Source organism: Umezawaea sp. Da 62-37, assembly GCF_032460545.1.
Classification (GTDB): Bacteria; Actinomycetota; Actinomycetes; order Mycobacteriales; family Pseudonocardiaceae; genus Umezawaea.
Window position 1 is genome coordinate 489,915 of record NZ_CP135965.1, and the last position, 16,889, is coordinate 506,803.

Annotated in this window: 13 protein-coding genes; 4 read left to right on the forward strand and 9 right to left on the reverse strand. The window is 71.5% G+C overall.

Annotation, left to right across the window (positions count from 1 at the left end; genetic code table 11):
• Positions 1-52: 52 nt before the first annotated feature.
• Positions 53-886 (forward strand): TauD/TfdA dioxygenase family protein, encoded by an 834-nt coding sequence (locus RM788_RS02120; RefSeq protein ID WP_315929742.1) that lies wholly within the window; start codon positions 53-55, stop codon positions 884-886.
• Between the two features lie 243 nt (positions 887-1,129).
• On the opposite strand, the gene RM788_RS02125 is transcribed toward RM788_RS02120, so the two are convergent.
• The 3 genes from RM788_RS02125 to RM788_RS02135 form a co-directional block, all read right to left on the reverse strand.
• Complete coding sequence (locus RM788_RS02125; protein ID WP_315929743.1) at positions 1,130-2,356, reverse strand: cytochrome P450 family protein; 1,227 nt, start codon at positions 2,354-2,356, stop codon at positions 1,130-1,132.
• A 43-nt stretch (positions 2,357-2,399) separates the two neighbouring features.
• Entirely contained in the window at positions 2,400-4,094 is a 1,695-nt protein-coding gene (locus RM788_RS02130) for a prenyltransferase/squalene oxidase repeat-containing protein (RefSeq protein ID WP_315929744.1), read from the reverse strand.
• Positions 4,095-4,198: 104 nt separating this feature from the next.
• Positions 4,199-5,251 (reverse strand): aminotransferase class I/II-fold pyridoxal phosphate-dependent enzyme, encoded by a 1,053-nt coding sequence (locus tag RM788_RS02135; protein ID WP_315929745.1) that lies wholly within the window; start codon positions 5,249-5,251, stop codon positions 4,199-4,201.
• Between the two features lie 275 nt (positions 5,252-5,526).
• On the opposite strand from RM788_RS02135, the gene RM788_RS02140 reads away from it, so the two are divergent.
• Positions 5,527-6,807, forward strand: coding sequence for an MFS transporter (locus RM788_RS02140; RefSeq protein WP_315929746.1), 1,281 nt, complete (start codon positions 5,527-5,529; stop codon positions 6,805-6,807).
• Positions 6,808-6,860: 53 nt separating this feature from the next.
• On the opposite strand, the gene manD is transcribed toward RM788_RS02140, so the two are convergent.
• The 4 genes from manD to RM788_RS02160 form a co-directional block, all read right to left on the reverse strand.
• On the reverse strand, positions 6,861-8,090 hold the full coding sequence (gene manD / locus RM788_RS02145) for a D-mannonate dehydratase ManD (RefSeq protein ID WP_315929747.1): 1,230 nt from the start codon (positions 8,088-8,090) through the stop codon (positions 6,861-6,863).
• Positions 8,091-8,177: 87 nt separating this feature from the next.
• Positions 8,178-8,699, reverse strand: coding sequence for an ATP-binding protein (locus tag RM788_RS02150; RefSeq protein ID WP_315929748.1), 522 nt, complete (start codon positions 8,697-8,699; stop codon positions 8,178-8,180).
• 237 nt (positions 8,700-8,936) lie between these two features.
• The gene (locus RM788_RS02155) at positions 8,937-9,305 is read right to left on the reverse strand and encodes an STAS domain-containing protein (RefSeq protein WP_315929749.1); all 369 of its coding nucleotides are present in this window, start codon (positions 9,303-9,305) and stop codon (positions 8,937-8,939) included.
• Positions 9,236-9,682: a winged helix-turn-helix transcriptional regulator gene (locus tag RM788_RS02160; RefSeq protein ID WP_315934962.1), complete on the reverse strand. Its 447-nt coding sequence runs from the start codon at positions 9,680-9,682 to the stop codon at positions 9,236-9,238. The genes RM788_RS02155 and RM788_RS02160 overlap by 70 nt, the downstream gene beginning before the upstream one ends.
• Here RM788_RS02160 and RM788_RS02165 point away from each other — a divergent pair.
• The gene (locus RM788_RS02165; RefSeq protein ID WP_315935005.1) at positions 9,600-9,794 is read left to right on the forward strand and encodes a hypothetical protein; all 195 of its coding nucleotides are present in this window, start codon (positions 9,600-9,602) and stop codon (positions 9,792-9,794) included. The genes RM788_RS02160 and RM788_RS02165 overlap by 83 nt on opposite strands.
• A gap of 168 nt (positions 9,795-9,962) precedes the next feature.
• On the opposite strand, the gene RM788_RS02170 is transcribed toward RM788_RS02165, so the two are convergent.
• Together RM788_RS02170 and RM788_RS02175 are read right to left on the reverse strand one after the other, a co-directional pair.
• Positions 9,963-12,380: a tetratricopeptide repeat protein gene (locus tag RM788_RS02170; protein ID WP_315929750.1), complete on the reverse strand. Its 2,418-nt coding sequence runs from the start codon at positions 12,378-12,380 to the stop codon at positions 9,963-9,965.
• Positions 12,381-12,462: 82 nt separating this feature from the next.
• Complete coding sequence (locus RM788_RS02175) at positions 12,463-13,608, reverse strand: hypothetical protein (protein ID WP_315929751.1); 1,146 nt, start codon at positions 13,606-13,608, stop codon at positions 12,463-12,465.
• A gap of 281 nt (positions 13,609-13,889) precedes the next feature.
• Here RM788_RS02175 and RM788_RS02180 point away from each other — a divergent pair, with 281 nt between their 5' ends.
• Entirely contained in the window at positions 13,890-16,874 is a 2,985-nt protein-coding gene (locus RM788_RS02180; RefSeq protein ID WP_315929752.1) for an AfsR/SARP family transcriptional regulator, read from the forward strand.
• Positions 16,875-16,889 lie beyond the last annotated feature (15 nt).

Below are 16,889 nucleotides of genomic sequence, written 5' to 3' on the forward strand. Positions count from 1 at the left end.
TCCAACACGCGCACGGAATTCGACCATGCGCATCCGAAGAAAGGTGCACGACATGCCGTTCCAGGTTCGCCCGATCTCCGGTTCGCTCGGCGCCGAGGTGTACGGCGTCGACCTCGGCTCAGTCGACGACGAGGGGTTCAAGGAGGTCCACGACCTGCTCATGCGCCATCTGGTGCTCTTCTTCCCGGACGCGGGCGGCCTGACCCCGCAGGCCCACGAGGCGTTCGGCGGCCGGTTCGGGGAATTGGAGGTGCACCCCTTCCTGCCCAAGCTGGAAGGCCACGAGAAAATCGTCGTGCTGGACTCGAGCCAGGGGGCGCGCGCCGATGTGTGGCACACCGACGTGACATTCGCCCAAAGCCCGCCCATCGCTTCCGTCCTGCAGGTCACGCTGACGCCGGAATCGGGTGGCGACACGATGTGGAGCAACCAGTACCTCGCTTACGAGGCGTTGTCGGAACCGATGCGGGACCTGCTGGAGGGGACCACGGCGTCGCACCTGTTCGTCCACCCGAACGGCTCGTTCCGCAGCGAGGCTGAGCACCCGGTGGTCCGCACGCACCCGGTGACGGGACGCAGGAGCCTCTACGTGAACCGCATGTTCACCCGGCGGATCCTCCAGTTGGCCAAGGGTGAGAGCGACGCGCTGCTGGAACACCTGTTCGCGGTGTCGGAGAGCCCCCAGCGGACGTGCCGGTACCGGTGGGTGGAGGGGGCGGTGGCCATGTGGGACAACCGGGCCACCCAGCACTACGCGGTGAACGACTACGCGGGTCGAAGGGTGGGGCAGCGGGTGACCGTGATGGGGGATGAGCCGCGTGGGGCGGAGCCGCGGTGGGGGAAGTTCCGGGAGGCGGGGATGTCGGCTACGAGCGTGAAGGAGTGAGGGGGCACTGGGGGTTGGGTGGGTGATCTGGCGAAACCCGGCCCCCGGTCGCGTGATTGTCTCAATGCCCGCCCACTATTTGTCAAGACGATAAAGCCATCTTGACAAATAGTGGGCGGGCACGAGGGCGCTTCGGATCGGGGGCAAGGGTAGGACCTGGCTTCGCCAGCGCGGGAAGGCCTGGCTTTGGGCTTTGGGTGGTGGTCGCCAGGTTTGTGCGGTGTCGTGGTGGTGCGGCCTTGGTCAGACTTGTGGTGGTTGTTGCTGGGGGGTGCGGGGGCCGAGTACGACGGGGAACGTGCGGGGGGCGTGTACGTGGACGCTTTTGCGGAAGGTCAGGGTGGTGGGGTCGGCTGCTGTGCGCATGTGGGGGAAGCGGGTGAACAGGGCGGTCAGGCCGACCTCGCCCTCAAGGCGGACGAGGGCCGCGCCGAGGCAGCGGTGGATGCCGTGGCCGAAGGCCAGGTGGCCGGTGGTGTCGCGGTCCGGGTCGAACGTCGTGGGGGCCGGGTACTGGGCCGGGTCGCGGTTGGCGCCGCCGGTGGACAGCATCACCGAGGCTCCCCTGGGGATGGCGACTCCCCCGATCTCCATGTCCTCCGTGGCGAAGCGCAGTGAGGCGTTGATGGCGGGCGAGAGCCAGCGGAGCAGTTCCTCGATCAGGGACGGGGCCGACGCGGGTGAGTACAGGCGGTCGAGGCCGGTGGGGTCGGACAGGAGGGCGCGGACGCTGTTGGTGATGAACACGGCGGTGGTCTCATGGCCCGCCATGAGCAGGAGCATGGCCATCGCGACGATCTCCAGGTCGGAGAGCCGGTCGCCCTCGTCCGAGGCCGTGATCAGCGCGGACAGCAGCGCCTTGTCGGGGGCGGCGCGCTTGGTGGCGACCAGGCCCTCCAGGTAGTCGGCCATCCGGGTGGAGGCGAGGATCATCTCGGGTTCGGGACACTCGTCGATCAGGACGGTCGACAGGCGGGCGAACTCCTCGCGGTCGATGTCGGGGACGCCGAGCAGCTCGCAGATCACCACCATCGGCAGGATGATCGCGTACCGCGCCACGAGGTCGATCGGCTCGTCCTCGGGCAGGGCGTCGAGGAGTTCGGCGGCGACGGCCTCGACCCTCGGGCGCAGCTCGGCGATCCGGCGGGCGGTGAACGCCTGGACGACCAGGTTCCGCAGGCGGGTGTGCTCCGGCGGGTCGAGGGAGGTCAGCATGTGCGACATCGGAGCGGGCAGACCGGGGGGCGCCGAGGCCCGCTCGTCCTCCGGCAGGCTCGACCGCCAGTCCTTGGCCAGCCGTTCGTCGGTGAGCCCGGCGCGCACGTCGGCGTAGCGGGTGACCAGCCAGGTCGGTCCCGTCTCGAACTCGACCTCGCGGACGGGACTGGTCTCCCGCGTCCTGGCGAGGGTCTCGTGCGGGTCGCGCCAGTAGTCCTCGGTGAAGGAATCCTCGTGCGTCGTACTGGTCATCGGGGTTCTCCGCTTCCTGGAGTGTCCTGGTGGGACCGCCTGCTCACGACGTCGTGGCCCGCCGGGTCGCCGTCCGGTAGCGGCCGAGCGCGCGCAGCGCCATGCCGTGGGCGAACGCGGGGTTGGTGTACCGGCTCACGAAGCGCACGTACTCGTGCACGTTCTCCGAGGGCCACCCGCCGCCGGGGTGGCGCCGGTGCTCCAGCAGCCAGTCCACGCCGGAGCGCACGGCGGCCGGGTCGGCGCCCGCTGCCAGCAGGGCGGACACCGCCCAACCGGTCTCCTCGACCGTGCCGGGCGCACCGGTCCCGTCGCCCCACGAACCGTCGGGCAGCCGGGTGCGCTCCAGCCACGCCACCGCCCGGCGGGCGGTTTCGCCACCGGCGCGTCCGACCCGGGAGAAGGTCTCCAGCACGGCCGCGGTGCCCATGGTGTGGTGCCGGTACCACACCGACTCGAAGGTGCCTTCCGGGCTCTGGACGCCGGCGAGCCAGTCCAGTGCGCGGCGCACCCGGCGGTCGTCGGCGGGCACACCCGCGTCGAGCAGGGCGTCGACGGCCTGCACGGTGGTCATCGGGCAGGGCCCGCTGTTGGCCACCTTGGTGTTGCGCACGCACAGCCCCCAGGACCCGCGGGTGTCCTGCACGCGGGTGAGCCAGTCGACGCCCCGTCCGACCGCGTCGGCCTGCTCGTCGCCGGACAGCCTGCACAGCACGGACAGGATTTCCCCCGTCTCCAGCGTCGACGGCCAGCCCTCGGTGCCCGACCAGCCCCAGTAGCCCGGCGGGCACCCGAACGCCAGGAACGGGCGGTGCTGCTGGATGCGCACGAACAGCCGGACCGACGCGGTCAGCCGCGGGTCGTCGGCGTAGCCCGCCTCGGCGAGCCCGCGGGCGGCGTACATCGTCCAGGCCGCGTCGAGGGGGCCGGTCTCCCACGAGCCGTCGGGCGCCATGGACCGGTGGAACCACCCCACGGCGGCGGCGACCATGTCCGGCGCCAGTCCGGCGCGGGCCAGACCGGTGCAGACCAGGCCGGTGACCCACGCGTTCTCACACCAGGCCCCGGTCGAGCCCTCGTGCTCGTAGACCTGCCGGATCACCTTCAGCGCGTTGGGCTCGGCCCAGCGGGCCAGCGTGCGCTGCAACCGGGTGAGCGGCTTGTGCCGGGCCTGGGCGAGGCCGAGCGCGGACGCCATCGGCAGGCGCAGGTCGAACAGCCTGCGGTACAGGCCCGGCAGCAGCGCCAGTTCCAGCGGGAAGCGGCGCATGTCCTCCGGGGCCAGCCAGCCGACGAAGCCGTAGTACTGGCGGCACCACGAGACGACCTCCGGGTGCGGGATCGCGTCCAGTCCCCCGTGGTCGTCCATCCAGCGCTGCCCGGTGTCCACCCACGTGGCGCTGCCCTCCGGGTCGACCAGGTGGAGGACGGCGGAGGCGACCGCCGTCGGCCCCGCCTCGCTGGACAGGCCGGGGACCATCGCCCAGCCGCCGTCGTCGTTCTGGGTGCGCCTGAGCCACCCGGCGCCCGCGGCGATCAGGTCGGCGCTGCCGTCGGGGTCGGCGAAGTGCAGCGCGGACACCGCGCCGACCGTGCCCAGCGTCGAGGTCAGGCTGTCCTCGCCGTAGTCGAAGACGCCGTCGGGGCGCTGGGCGCCGAACAGGGCCTCGGCGCCCTCGGCGATCGCCTTGTCGAGCACCTCCGTGAACGGGTCGGGGTCGACGTGCACCGGACTCATGCGGGTTCCTCTCACCCGGCAGGGGACCGGGAACTCATCACGGGCGGGGATCACGAGGTCGGCGCCTGCGGAACGGCACCCCGACGGCCAGCCGGGTGCCTCGATCAGCGGTCGTTGGTCATGGCGGGCGCCGCCGGCGATCCCGCGCGGGGTGACGCGGGTCCGGTCGCGAACCGGGCGGCCGCGCGCAGGACGGCGTCGTTGGCCTCGGGGGTGCCGGTGCTGACCCTGACCCCGGCGCCGCCCGCCAGCACGCGGACCGCGATGCCGTCCCCGGCCAGGTGCGCCACGAACTCCTCGTTGCGCGCACCGAGCCGCAGCCACAGGAAGTTGCCGCCGCTGGGTGGCACGTCGAAGCGCAGGTCCAGCAGCCCCGACCGGACGCGGTCGCGCTCGGCGGCCACCCGCTCGCACTGCTCCCGCATCTCGGGCTCGGCCTTGAGGGCGGCCAGCGCCGCCGACTGGGCGACGGTCGGGACGCGGTAGAACGGCGTCGTGCGGCGCAGCGGGGCGACGACCTCCGCCGCCCCCACCAGGTACCCGACGCGCAGGCCCAGCAGCCCGTGGGACTTGGAGAAGGTCCGGACGACCGCCACCCGGTCGTCGGTCCTGGCCAATTCCACGGCGTCGGCGATCACGGCCGGGTCGGCGAACTCCCGGTAGGCCTCGTCGACGAGCACGAGCACGTGCGACGGCAGGGCGTCGAGCAGGTCGCGCAGCCGGGCGGCGTCGAGGACCTCACCGGTGGGGTTGTTCGGGTTGCAGAGCAGGACGACCTTCGTGTCCGGGGTGACGGCGGCGGCCACGGCGGCCAGGTCCTGCCGGTCGTCGGGGCCCGGCACGGCGACCGGCTCGGCGAGCGCGTTGCGGATCAGCAGCGGGTACATCTCGAACGACGGCCAGGTGTGCACGACCGTCGAACCCGCACCGGCGTGGGCTGTGAGGAACTGCTGCAGCAGCGCCCCGGATCCGGCCCCGGCCACCACCCGTTCCGCGTCGAGGCCCAAGTGCCCGGCGAGGTCCGAAGCGAGGCCGTCGGCCAGGGCGTCGAGGGTGAGGTGGACGTGGTCCAGGGAAGCCGTCAACGCGTCGCGAACACCCGGCAATGGCGGCGAGCAGTTCTCGTTGAGGGATAGTTGGTGGACGATCCGGGCCACGAGACCAGCCTTTCCCGGTGAGGCGAACCACATTCGGTCAGACTTTGCGCCGATCAAATCCAGGAAAACGTTAACTATCCCGCGCCGATCACGTCAAGGGTCCTGTCTCAATGATGCCATTGACCGGACGGTAACCGGTGTTCACCAATTCAGCGGTTGACCGATATCGGATTCCCTCTGGAAGATTCCCGCGTGGTGACGTGCTGTCACATCCCTTTGCCGCTGACCCCCACCGCGACTCCGAGCCCCGCTGGCGCACGCGAAGGAGAGCCGGAATGAGTCTCGACTCCCCCACGACCGGGACCACCAGGTTCGGCCGGCTCGCCGCCGCGCTGCTGACCTCGCAGTTCGGGGTGTACATCGCGATCATCACCCCGCTGCAACTGCTGCTGACGCTGCGGCTGACCGACCTGACCGACGACAACGGGGCGGCGACCGACGCGTTCGGCCTGGTCACCGGTCTCGCCGCGGTCGTCGTGCTGGTGTCCACCCCGGTCGCGGGCCGGATCAGCGACCTCGCGGCGTTCGCGCTGGGCCGCAGGCGGACGTGGATCCTCTTCGGCGCGCTCACCGGCGCGGCCGCGGTGGTCGCCCTCGGCGAGACCACGGCGGTGTGGCAGGTGGTCCTGCTGTGGTGCCTGGCCAAGACCCTGTTCAGCTTCCAGCAGTCCGCGACGACGGCCGTGCTCGCCGACCAGGTGCCCCCGCGGCGGCGCGGCCTGGCGTCCGGCCTCCTCGGCCTGGTGATCCCGCTCGCGCCGCTGGTGGGACTGGTGGTCGTCACCGCGCTGCCCGCGGGGTCGGCGTCGCAGTGGCGGGTCGTCGCCGCCATCGCCGCCGTCACGGGCGTCGTGGCGGTGCTGCTGATCCGCGAGGACAGGCCCGAACCCCGCACGGGCGAACGCGGCGGGATCGGCGTGGTGCTGCGGACGTTCTGGCTCGACCCGCGACGGCACCCCGCCTTCGGCTGGGCGTGGCTGGTGCGGTTCCTCATCACCGCCACCTACGCGGCGGGCAGCTACGTGTCGCTGTACCTGATCCAGCGGTTCGGCGTCAGCCAGGCCGACGTCGGCGGGCTGGTGCTCGTGTGGTCCGCGATCCTCGTGCCCACCGCGATCGTCTCGAGCCTCGGCGCGGGGCACCTGTCCGACGTGCTGCGGAAGCAGAAGCCCTTCGTGGTGGTGTCGGCGTTCATCGGCGTGGTGGCGATGGCGCTGCTGGCGTTCGCGCCGTCGACCTCGGTCGTGTTCGTCGCGGCGGGCGTCATGGGCGTCGGGATGGGCACGTTCCTCGCCGTGGACATGGCGATGTGCGTGCGGGTGCTGCCCGACAGCGCGAACGCGGGCAAGGACCTGGGGATCGTCAACATCGCGAACATGCTCCCGCAGTCCCTGGTGCCGCTGTCCGCACCACTGCTGCTGGGCCTCGGCGGCTACACCGCGTTCTTCGGCTTCCTCGCGCTGCTGGGGATCGCGGGCGCGCTGGCCGTGCGGCGGGTGCCGGAGATCGGCCAGGAGGACGGGGCGCCCGGCGTCGCACCGCTGCGGCGGGGGTAGCCGTTTCGTCCACTTCGGACAGTCCGACTTCCGGTCCCCCGCCGCCGGACGGCTCACCAGTCGTGGACGGTTCCGTCGGCCAGCCGGTTCACGGGCAGGTACGCGGCGCGGTAGGGGAACCTGGCCGCTGCGGCCAGGTCGACGTCCACGCCGAGGCCAGGCGCGTCGGAGGGGTGGAGCAGTCCGCCGGTGAAGGTGAACGAGGTGCGGAACACCTCCAGGGTGTCGGCGGTGTGCGGCATGTACTCCTGGATGCCGAAGTTGTGCACCGCGATGTCCAGGTGCAGCGCGGCGGCCATGCCGACCGGGGAGATGTCGGTGGGACCGTGGATGCCCGACTTCACGCCGTACACGGAGGCGAGGTCGAGGACCTTCTTCAGCCCCGTCACACCGCCGGTGTGCGTCACGGCCGACCGCACGTAGTCGATCAGTCGTTCGCTGAGCAGCGTGATGTAGTCGTGCACGCTGTTGAACACCTCGCCGATCGCCAGCGGTGTCGTGGTGTGCTGCCGGATCAGCCGCAGCGCCGCCTGGTCCTCGCCGGGTGTCGCGTCCTCCAGCCAGAACAGGTCGTAGGGCTCCAGGGACTTGCCCAACCTGGCGGCCTCGATCGGTGTCATCCGGTGGTGGCCGTCGTGCAGCAGCGGCAGTTCCGGCCCGAACTCGGCGCGCACGGCCTCGAACACGCCGGGCACGTGCCGCAGGTAGGCGCGGGTGTCCCAGGCCTCCTCCACGGGCAGCGCGGTCGGCCTGGCCGGTTCGTAGTCGTAGCGGTCGCCGCCACCGGCTTCGGAGGCGGCGACGCCGTACACGGTGTCCAGGCCGGGGATGCCGGTCTGGACGCGGATGGCCCGGAAGCCGCGCTCCAGGTGCAGCCGGATCGAGTCGAACAGCTCCGGCAGGTCGCGGCCCGAGGCGTGCCCGTACGCCAGCGCGCCGACCCGCGAGGCGCCGCCGAGCAGTTGGTAGAGCGGCATCCCGGCGGCTTTCGCCTTGATGTCCCAGAGCGCGGTGTCGACCGCGGCGACGGCGGCCATCGTGACCGGCCCGCGCCGCCAGTAGGCCCCGCGGTACAGGTACTGCCAGGTGTCCTCGATCGCGCCCGCGTCCCGCCCGAGCAGCAGCGGCACGACGTGCTCGCGCAGGTACGCCTCGACGGCCAGCTCGCGACCGTTGAGGGTGGCGTCGCCCCACCCGGTGAGGCCGTCGTCGGTGGTGATCCTCAGGGTGACGAAGTTGCGTCCTGGGCAGGTCACCACGACCTCGGCCGACTCGATCCTCATGCTTCCACTCCTCCGCGCTGCGAACACCACGACCGCGCGGGTCCGACGCCCGACCACCGCGCGTCGCCCCGTCGGCGAACGGGTGCCTCAGCGGCGACGTGCGCGATGATCCTCCGCCTCGCCCAGCACGGCCCACACGGTCTTGCCACCACCGGCTCCGATGATCGTGCCCCACCGGTGGGACAGCGCGCTGACCAGGAGGACTCCCCGTCCGCCGAGCCGATCCTCGGACGGGCCGCGCATGACCGGCAGCGCGGGGTCGCCGTCGGTCACCTCGACCCGGAGGCCGTCGGCCCGGTGGAGCACCCGCACGACCTGCGGCGACCGGGTGTGGCGGTAGGCGTTGGTGACCAGTTCCTCGACGACCAGGAGCAGGTCGACCATCAGGTCCGCGTCCAGCACCACGGCGAAGTGGTCGCTGATCCCCCTCCGCACCACGCGGACCAGAGGGCGGCTGTCCAGGCACATCTCCCACGGACCGGCCAACGCGGACAGGGCGCGCTCGGCCTCGGCGACCAGCCGCGCGACGGCGTCCTCGACGCTGCCGCTCACCAGCGGCACGCGCGACCGGCCCCGGCGCGGGGCGGGGTCTGGAGGTCCTGCGTCCATCGGGCTCCTTCAGCGGGGCTTGCGGGAGTGGCACGGAGTGCTGCGACCGCCACTGCTGACATCGCCGCGGCGAGCACTCCGATTACCCACTTCCCCCGATTCCACCCCGCTGCCGCAACGTCGAGTCCGTGGTCGGATCGGCGCCCACTCCGAGTGGGTCACTGGACGTTCGGCTGGGCCGACCGATCGGATCACCCGGATGCCGATCGCCGACGGCCGTCGGCGCTTCCGCGGGGTCTAGGACGACGTCGCGGCCAAGGCCTCGGGCACGGTCGAGTACAGCTCCAGCGTCTGGTCGAGCATCGTGGCGCGCAGTGCGCGAAGCGGGTTGCGGGCCGGGGCCACCACGCGCAGCGGCGTGCCCTGCCGAACTCCGAGCAGGTGGTACTGCACCAGCAGCGACAGACCTACCGAGGCGAGGAAGTCGACTCCGGTCAGGTCGACCACCACCGGCCGCGGATTCCCGACGACACCGGCGAACGCCACGGCCAGCTGCTCACCGACCTCCGGCGCCGTGTGGGAGTCCACCTGCCCGGTCACGTGCAGGACGACCCCGCCGTCGTGGGCCACGCGTTCCACTCGAACCGGTTCCGACTGCTCACCCAAGCGCGCATCTCTGATCGGCACATCGCCTCCCGACGCCACGTACTCCGCCCACGACAACCGTAACCTCGCGGCGGGCGGTCGCACCACTGAAACGCGCGGTCAGGGCGCGGTCTCCGGAGGTTCTTGACGCGGAACGGTGTCGCACGCCACGACGACAACGCCGGTCGGTCACGGCGGGCGGGACCGGGCGGGTCGGCGTTGCAGGCCGCCTGGATCGTGCCGCTGTGGTGGTCGGCACAGGTGACCACGCCCGAAGGCGGGGTCAGGTCCGTTCCGAGCGCGGTCAGCGCGTAGGTGACCCGGATCGGCACGGTGGGGGTCGCGGTGCGGCTGATGAACCCGTCGCGGGTGAGGGCGCGCAAGGTCCGGGCGAGCATCTTCTCGCTGACTCCGCGGTGGCACTCCGACGACATCGGGCGGGTGGTCGCCTCCCGCGGCGCCGGCTGGATCACCGGCGACGTCATCCTCGCCTCGGGCGGGTCCCGCTGACCGCCGTGCCTTCGTCCCCGCCCGCCCCCCTCACCACAGGAGTCCTCCGGATCGCGACCCCCACGGGTCCTACCTCGCTCGAAGTCGTCGAGGTCGACAAGCCTGCCCCTCCTGCGATCCGGCGCCCTCCAACCCGTACTCGGGCCGCGCTTCCCGCTCGAACAAGCGTCACGGGCCCTGTTCGAACCCGACCAGCGCCGCGCTCGGGACAAGGTGCTGCTGGAAGTCCGCTGCGGAGGGAAACGGTTGCGCAGCGGCAGGTCCGCTTACCGCGATCGAGGGATCCACGACCCCGACCCGGTCACGGCGATCGCCGAGGCTCTGGCCGGTGTTCGGAACTCTTCGCGGCACCCTTCGACCGCGCTCCGCGACCGAGGGCAGCGTGGCCGAAGGGTGCCGCGTGACGATGTCGAGATTGTGTTGCGCGGCAATGGTTTCCACGTGCCGTGAACCGAGCGTCGCGCTTTGGAGTTCGACGATCCGGCGGAATTCGGTCTCGGCCGGACCGGGATGCTCCGCGTGCAGTGCCGCGGCGAAGCTGTTCCGCGCGTTCAGCGCGATCGGGTGCGCCGCACCCAGCGCCGAGACCGCGAGGACCACGACGTGGCGGAGATCCGTCCCGCGCAGGTCGGTCCCCCCGTACGCGACCAAGCGGTGTTCGGTGATCAAGGTGTGCGCGTGGTGGTCGCCGAGCGCGCGGCGCTGGTCGCGGAGCAGGGCGCGCAGGCAGCTCGCCGCGACGCCGGTTCGGCCTCGGTGGTGGTGCAGCACGGCTATTTCGTAGCGCGTGATCAACGTGTCGGGGTGGGTGGCGCCCAGCAGTCGTCTTTGGACGCCCGCGATCCGGCGGAGTTCGGCTTCGGCGGTGTCGTGGTCGCCGCGATCCCTGTGCAGGCAGGCGAGGGTGCGCCGGGTGGCGAGCGTGTCGGGGTGTTCCGCGCCCAGCACCGTCGTGCAGTCGGTGAGGACGTCCTCGAGGCTGCGGCGGGCTTCGTCGTGGTCACCGCGGTCGGCGAGGAGGACGGCGAGGTTGTGCCGGGTGGCGAGGCTGTCGGGGTGCTTCGGGCCGAGCGCGGACGCTCTGGTGCGGAGGGCTCGGTGGTAGAGCCGTTCCGCCGTGATGTGGTGACCGTGCTCGTAGGCGAAGCCCGCCGCGCCGTGGTGGATGTCCGAAAGCATGCGACGCCGTCCGACGGGCGCGCCGGGATCGTCGGCCTCGTGTTCGCAGTGCGGCAGCAGGGCCCGCCACAGCGGCCAGGTCGACGGGTCGGCTGCGTTGGTGCGCGCGGTGGCGGTGTGCAGCAGGGCGAGTCGGGCTTCGCCGTGGTCGTGGTCGAGGACCTCGGGGTAGTGCCGGGTCACGTCCCGGATGAGCGGGTGCAGGGTGATCGTGTCGAGTCCGCGGCGGTGGTCGTGGTGGACGTCGATGAGGCCGACCCCGGCCAGGGCCGTCAACCCGGCCGCGAGCCTGCCCGGTGTGAGATCACCGAAGGGAGCCGTGCCCGCCAGAGCCGCGGCGTCGAGCAGCGGGCACGGGATCGGGGCGGGGGCGAAGGTCGCCAGCAGGCGCAGCAGCGGGCGTGCGAGGGAGTGGCCGCGGTCGTGGAGCAGGTCGAGCGACCTTTCCCAGGTGCTGCCGAGGCAGTCCTGGTGCGGGCCGCCCGCGACGGGGGTCAGGGTGCCGATCGCGTCGCCGAAGTGGTCGTGCAGTGCGGTCCGGTACTCGTCGAACGTCCGCGGCCCTTCGGCGCCAGGCAGGCTGATGGTGTCGGTGGAGTCGAGGAAACGGCCGACCAGCTTGAGCGCCAGGGGCAGGCCGGCGAGCGCTTCGGAGAGCAGGGCGGCCTGGCGGTGGTCCCCGGCACGGGGCGCGAGTTCGTTCAGCACGGCGGCGCCGTCTTGTCGTCGCAGGGCGGAAACGGGTGTGATGGTCGCTTGCGTCCCCCAGGACTCGACGTTCCCGTCCCGGCTGGTGATCACGACCGCACCGAACCGCGGGGGTGTCCTGATCCAGCCACGACCGGTGCGGACGTGGTTGTCCCCCGCGTCCAGGACGGTGGTGTCGTCGGCGTTGTCCACCACCAGCAGCCACCGCTCGCCCAGCCCGCGCAGTGCGGACCACAGCAGATCCGGTGCCGATCGTTCCCCGTTCCAGGCCCGGCGGACCGCCGAGCGCGGTGCGCCCGCGCCCAACGCCACTTCCCTCAGGTCGTCGAGCAGTGACCGGGAGGTGGTCGCGTCGACCCACCACACGTGGACGAGGTGTTCGACGCGACGGGCCAGGGTCGACGCGATGGCGGTCTTGCCGAATCCGCCCGCGCTGTGGAGCACGACGGTTCGGCCGCCGCCCAACGTGGTGGACACCAGTTCTTCGAGGAGCGCGTCGCGACCTCGGAGGTGGTGCCCCATGTCCGCGTGGGGTGTGGCGGCGGACGCGAGGCCGGGCGCGCCGTCGTGCGGTGGGAGTGCGGCGTGGATGTGGAGGTCTCGGGCGGCCTGGTGGAGCGCCGAGTGCTCGGAGGCCGTTCCGGTCTGCCGGACGGCTCGTCGTTGCGTCCTGGGACGTGGTTCGCGATGGGCTCTCATGACCATCCTGCGCGGCTTCGTGTCCGGCGATCGATGAGCCCGCGGGGCCGCGGGTCACGCGGTGCTCGTGCGTGGTGCGACGTCAGATCATGCGGCGAGGCGCCCGGACGGGGGTGAGCATCGGCGCTGGGCCGGGTGGGGTGAGGTCCAGCATCCGGTAGATCGCGGCCAGGGTGAGCCGCCCGGCCTGTCCCGGCGCCGACGTGACGTGCCGGGCGGCGCGGTGTCGGATCCTTCCCGTGTGCCAGTTCTCGGCGGCGTCCAACTGGTCCGGGAGCGGTGTGCCGCGGCGCAGTTGCGGTGCGCCGGCGAGCGGGGAGGTCGCGTGGGGTGACCGGGACGACGTGGTCCTGACGGGCTTCGGATCGGCGAGCAGGACGGGGAGGCCCATGCCCGTGCTGTAGAGCGCGATCGATCCGTGGGCGCCGATGACGAGGTCGGCGCCCGCGACGACGGGACGCCACTGCGTGAAGGGGTCGACGATCTGGACGCTGGTCGTTCGCGCGGTGGTCATCCAGGCGTTGAGGTGGTGGACGTCCTGGGAGAACCAGGCGGCGGGGTGGAGCAGGACGGCGACCCGGTAGCGCTCCTCGGGGAGTTCGACCGCGAGCCGGTGCAGGAGTTCGGGCTCGCGACTGATCAACGAGGCCGCGCCCCAGGTGGAGACGACGACCACCAGCCGGTGGTGGGGGTCCACCCGGAGCGCGGCCCGGTAGGTGTCCCGGTGGCGCCTGCTGAGCAGGAGCCGGTCGAAGGTGAGGTCTCCGACGACGGCCACCGGGTCCGGGAGGTCGCCCGCGGGGGTGTCGGGGGTCCGCACGTCGTCGCTGTGGGCCGCCAGCCTCAGGACGGGCGTTCGACCGGAGCGCGTTCCGCGGCCTGCGACGCGGGCGTCGAGCACCTGCGGGGCCTGCCGGTCGGCGTGCGGGCGCCGCGGGGGTCTTCGCCGTCCGCAGGGATCGGGGATCACGACGGTGGGGGTGTCGAACCCCCGCGGGTGGTCGTGGCTGCTGGTGATCACCAGGTCGCGGCGCAGCCCCACTGCCTCGTCCCAAGCGAGGGCAGCCACGCCTGCCGCGCGCAGGAGGCCGCCGACACCGTTCGCGGTGGTCGACGGCACCGCGGTGAACACGAGGCGGAGTCCCGGATCGGGGTCCAGGAGTTCGGCGACGTCGAGCAGGCGCTGCCCGACGCCCACGGACAGCACGGGAACGAGAACCCGCTTCACCGTTCGCCGGGATGTCTTCGCAATGTCCGACTTCGATTCCTCTTTGTCGGGCACCTGTCGCCACCTTTCCTCGTAGCGGCGCCGCGCCGCAGAGGACAAGGATGACCACAGGAGGTTGACAGTCCGGTTGCCACAAGGTGGACACTCTGCTGACGACCGACGGGAAATGCATCGACAACCTATGGGAGGCATACGAATTCTGCGGTATCCGCAAAAATCGGAGAATCGAATTCTCGGCCGTGCAGAATGGGCGCCCGGCCGCGCGACAGGGGTGACCGACTGTGCAGTTCCGCGTCCTGGGGCCGGTCCAACTCGTCCACGGCGATCTCGAGATCCCGATCGCGCGCGCCAAGCAGCGGCACGCCCTGGGCGTACTGCTGCTCGCCCAGGGGCGCCCCGTGACGACCGAGACGATGATGGCCGCGCTGTGGGGTGACGTGCGCCCGCCATTGGTGCGCAAGAGCCTGCAGAGCTACATCAGCAAACTGCGCCTCACCTTGAGGTCCGCGAAGTGCACCGCGCAGCTGCACACCCGTGACGGGACCTACCTGCTCAGCACTCCCGACGACGACCTCGACTACGCCCAGAGCCTCGAACTGCTGGACTCCGGGCGCCGGGCCATGCAGCGCGGATTCCTCGACGACGCGGCGCACCGGCTGCACCGCGCGATCGAGCCCTGGCTGCGGGGCTCCCCCGTCCAGGGGCTCAACACGATCTGGATGGAACTGCGCCGCGAGGATCTGCAATCCCGCCTGTTGTCGTGCAGGCACGCCTTGATCAGCGTCGAACTGCTGCGGAAGCAGTACAACGAAGCACTCGACATGACGGACGAACTCATCGGCGACAACGAGTTCGACAAAACCCTCATCAGCCAGCGGCTCTCCGCGTTGAACGGATGTGGGTACTACGAGGAATTCGACACCTATTGGCAGCGCATGAGGAATTCGGGGCTCGAGGCGTTCGGAACGGAACCCGACACCGATCTGCGGAATCTGCACACCCGGCTGCTCCGGGAACGCGACGGCTACCACCTCTTCCACTCCCCCGTGACCGTCACGGCGATGCCGATTCCCACACCGGCGCAACTGCCCGCCCCCTCGGCCGGTTTCACGGGCCGGAAGGACGAGCTCGACACGCTGGACGAGGCGTTGGTAAGGACGAGGGCGACCAGGCCCTACGCCCTTCCCGTCCTGGCCGTCGTCGGCGGCGCGGCGACGGGCAAGACAGCCCTGGCGGTGCAGTGGTCCCAGATCAACCGACGCCACTTCTCCGACGGTCAGCTCTTCGCCGATCTTTCCGGCTTCGACGCCACGGCCCCGGCGGACCCGTTCGCCGTGCTGGCGGACTTCCTCATCGCCCTCGGCCTGTCGCACGGCCAACTTCCCGACACCACCGAACGCCGTGCCTCCCGGTTCCGCAGCATGGTCGACGGGCGTCAGATGCTGGTCCTGCTCGACAACGCCCGCAACACCGACCAGATCCGTCCGCTCCTGCCCGGAAGCTCGTCATGCGTCGTCGTGGTGACGAGCCGATACCGACTCCCCGACCTCGTCAAGCGCCACGGTGCGCGTCGCGTCACGCTGGAACCGCTCACCCGGTCCGAGGGTGTGACCCTGTTGCGGCAGAGCGTGGAGAGCGACCGCGTCACGCCCGAGTCGACCGCCCTGCCCGCCGTGGTCGACCTGTGCGAAGGGCTGCCGGGGCTTTTGCGCGTGGTGGCCGAAGTCCTGGACGAGCGCCCGCACCTCGGCCTCGACGACCTCGTGGCGGACCTGCGGCGATCGGAGGAGCACGTCCTCCTCCTCTCGGGCGGCGAGGAGGACCCGATCACGGTGGACACCCAGTTGTCGTGGTCGTACTCGGCCCTGGCTTCCCGGACGGCGCGGACGCTGCGCCTGGTGAGCCTGCACTTCGCGGACCGGTTCGGCGCCGGCGACACCGCGGCCTTGGCGGACGTCGAGGTCAACGAAGCCCAGCGGCACCTCAACGCCCTGTGGTCGGTCCACCTCCTGCAGCAGTCGGGCCATCAGCGCTACCACTTCCGCGGTCTCGACCTCGCCTTCGCGCGCCGTCGGCTCCGACAGGACCACCACGGGACCGAACAGCAGGCCGCGCTGCGCCGATTGCTCGACTGGTACCTGCACACCGCCACCAACGCCACCCGTGCGCTGCTCACGTCCACGGGCGATGCCGCTCCGAAGACCTCCGCGGCCGAGCCGCGCACCTTCACCACCGCGGCCGATGCCCTGCTGTGGCTTCGAACCGAGCACGACAACCTCGTCGCCGCCGTCCGCCAGGCCGTCACCCTGCGCACGCCGCACGTGTGGCTCCTACCCGAGGCGCTGCACCCCTACCTGGCGTTGACCGAGTCCCTGGCCGAGTGGGGTGGGACGTACGTGGTCGCGATGCGGTCGGCACGCGAAGCCGGTGACGACCGCAGCGAGCTGATGGCCTGCCTCGCCCTCGCCTCGGTGGCTCGCGCGACGAGTCGGGATGACGAGGCTGGCAGCCACCTCACCCGCGCGCTGGGCATGGCGCGCTCGCACGGGTTCGACGAACAAGCGGCCTTGGCGCTGCGGGAGTTGGGCATGCTCTCGCACCTCCGAGGGGATTCGTCACTCGGTTTCAGGCTCTGCCACGAAGCCTGGCAGTCCGATGCCGCGACGGGCAACCCGGCAGGTGAGGCCGCGTCACTGCACTGCCTCGGCGTGATCCGATCCGACCGCCGCGACTACGAGCAGGCGCGGTCCGACCTCGAGCGGGCGCTGGACGCGCGCGCGTCCCTGGGGCTGCGCCTGGACCTCGCGACGACCTGTCGACAGCTCGGTGTCCTCCACAGCGAGCGCCAGGAGCTCGACCGGGCGATGGACTACTGCGGTCGCGTGGTCGACATCGGGGAGCGCCACACCGCCCACCGCCGGGACCTGGCCGCGGCGCTGCTGGTGCTGGGCGAGATCGAGCACCACCGCGGGCACCACTTCACCGCTCTCACCCATCTGCACCGCTCGCTGGCCCTGTGCCACCCGCTCAACGACAAGGCCCACGCCGCCCGAACGCTCGACCTGCTGGGCGAGGCGCTGCACGCACTGGGCAAGCGCGAGGACGCGGGCGAGGAGTGGGAACAGGCGCTGCTGCTGCTCACCGATCTCGAGGATCCGCACGCGCGGCACGTCCAGGAGCGGCTTGCCGATCTGGCGTCCCAGCTCCGGGCGCCTCCTCGGGAGATCACCGTCTCCCCGGAGCAGCGGAACGACCAGACCACCTGACACGGCGCCCACCGC

Bases quoted from the DNA above. Each gene is read 5' to 3' on its own strand.
- RM788_RS02120 (WP_315929742.1), top strand. From the start codon at position 53: ATGCCGTTCCAGGTTCGCCCGATCTCCGGTTCGCTCGGCGCCGAGGTG.
- RM788_RS02125 (WP_315929743.1), bottom strand. From the start codon at position 2,356: ATGACCAGTACGACGCACGAGGATTCCTTCACCGAGGACTACTGGCGC.
- RM788_RS02130 (WP_315929744.1), bottom strand. From the start codon at position 4,094: ATGAGTCCGGTGCACGTCGACCCCGACCCGTTCACGGAGGTGCTCGAC.
- RM788_RS02140 (WP_315929746.1), top strand. From the start codon at position 5,527: ATGAGTCTCGACTCCCCCACGACCGGGACCACCAGGTTCGGCCGGCTC.
- manD (WP_315929747.1), bottom strand. From the start codon at position 8,090: ATGAGGATCGAGTCGGCCGAGGTCGTGGTGACCTGCCCAGGACGCAAC.
- RM788_RS02150 (WP_315929748.1), bottom strand. From the start codon at position 8,699: ATGGACGCAGGACCTCCAGACCCCGCCCCGCGCCGGGGCCGGTCGCGC.
- RM788_RS02160 (WP_315934962.1), bottom strand. From the start codon at position 9,682: ATGCTCGCCCGGACCTTGCGCGCCCTCACCCGCGACGGGTTCATCAGC.
- RM788_RS02170 (WP_315929750.1), bottom strand. From the start codon at position 12,380: ATGAGAGCCCATCGCGAACCACGTCCCAGGACGCAACGACGAGCCGTC.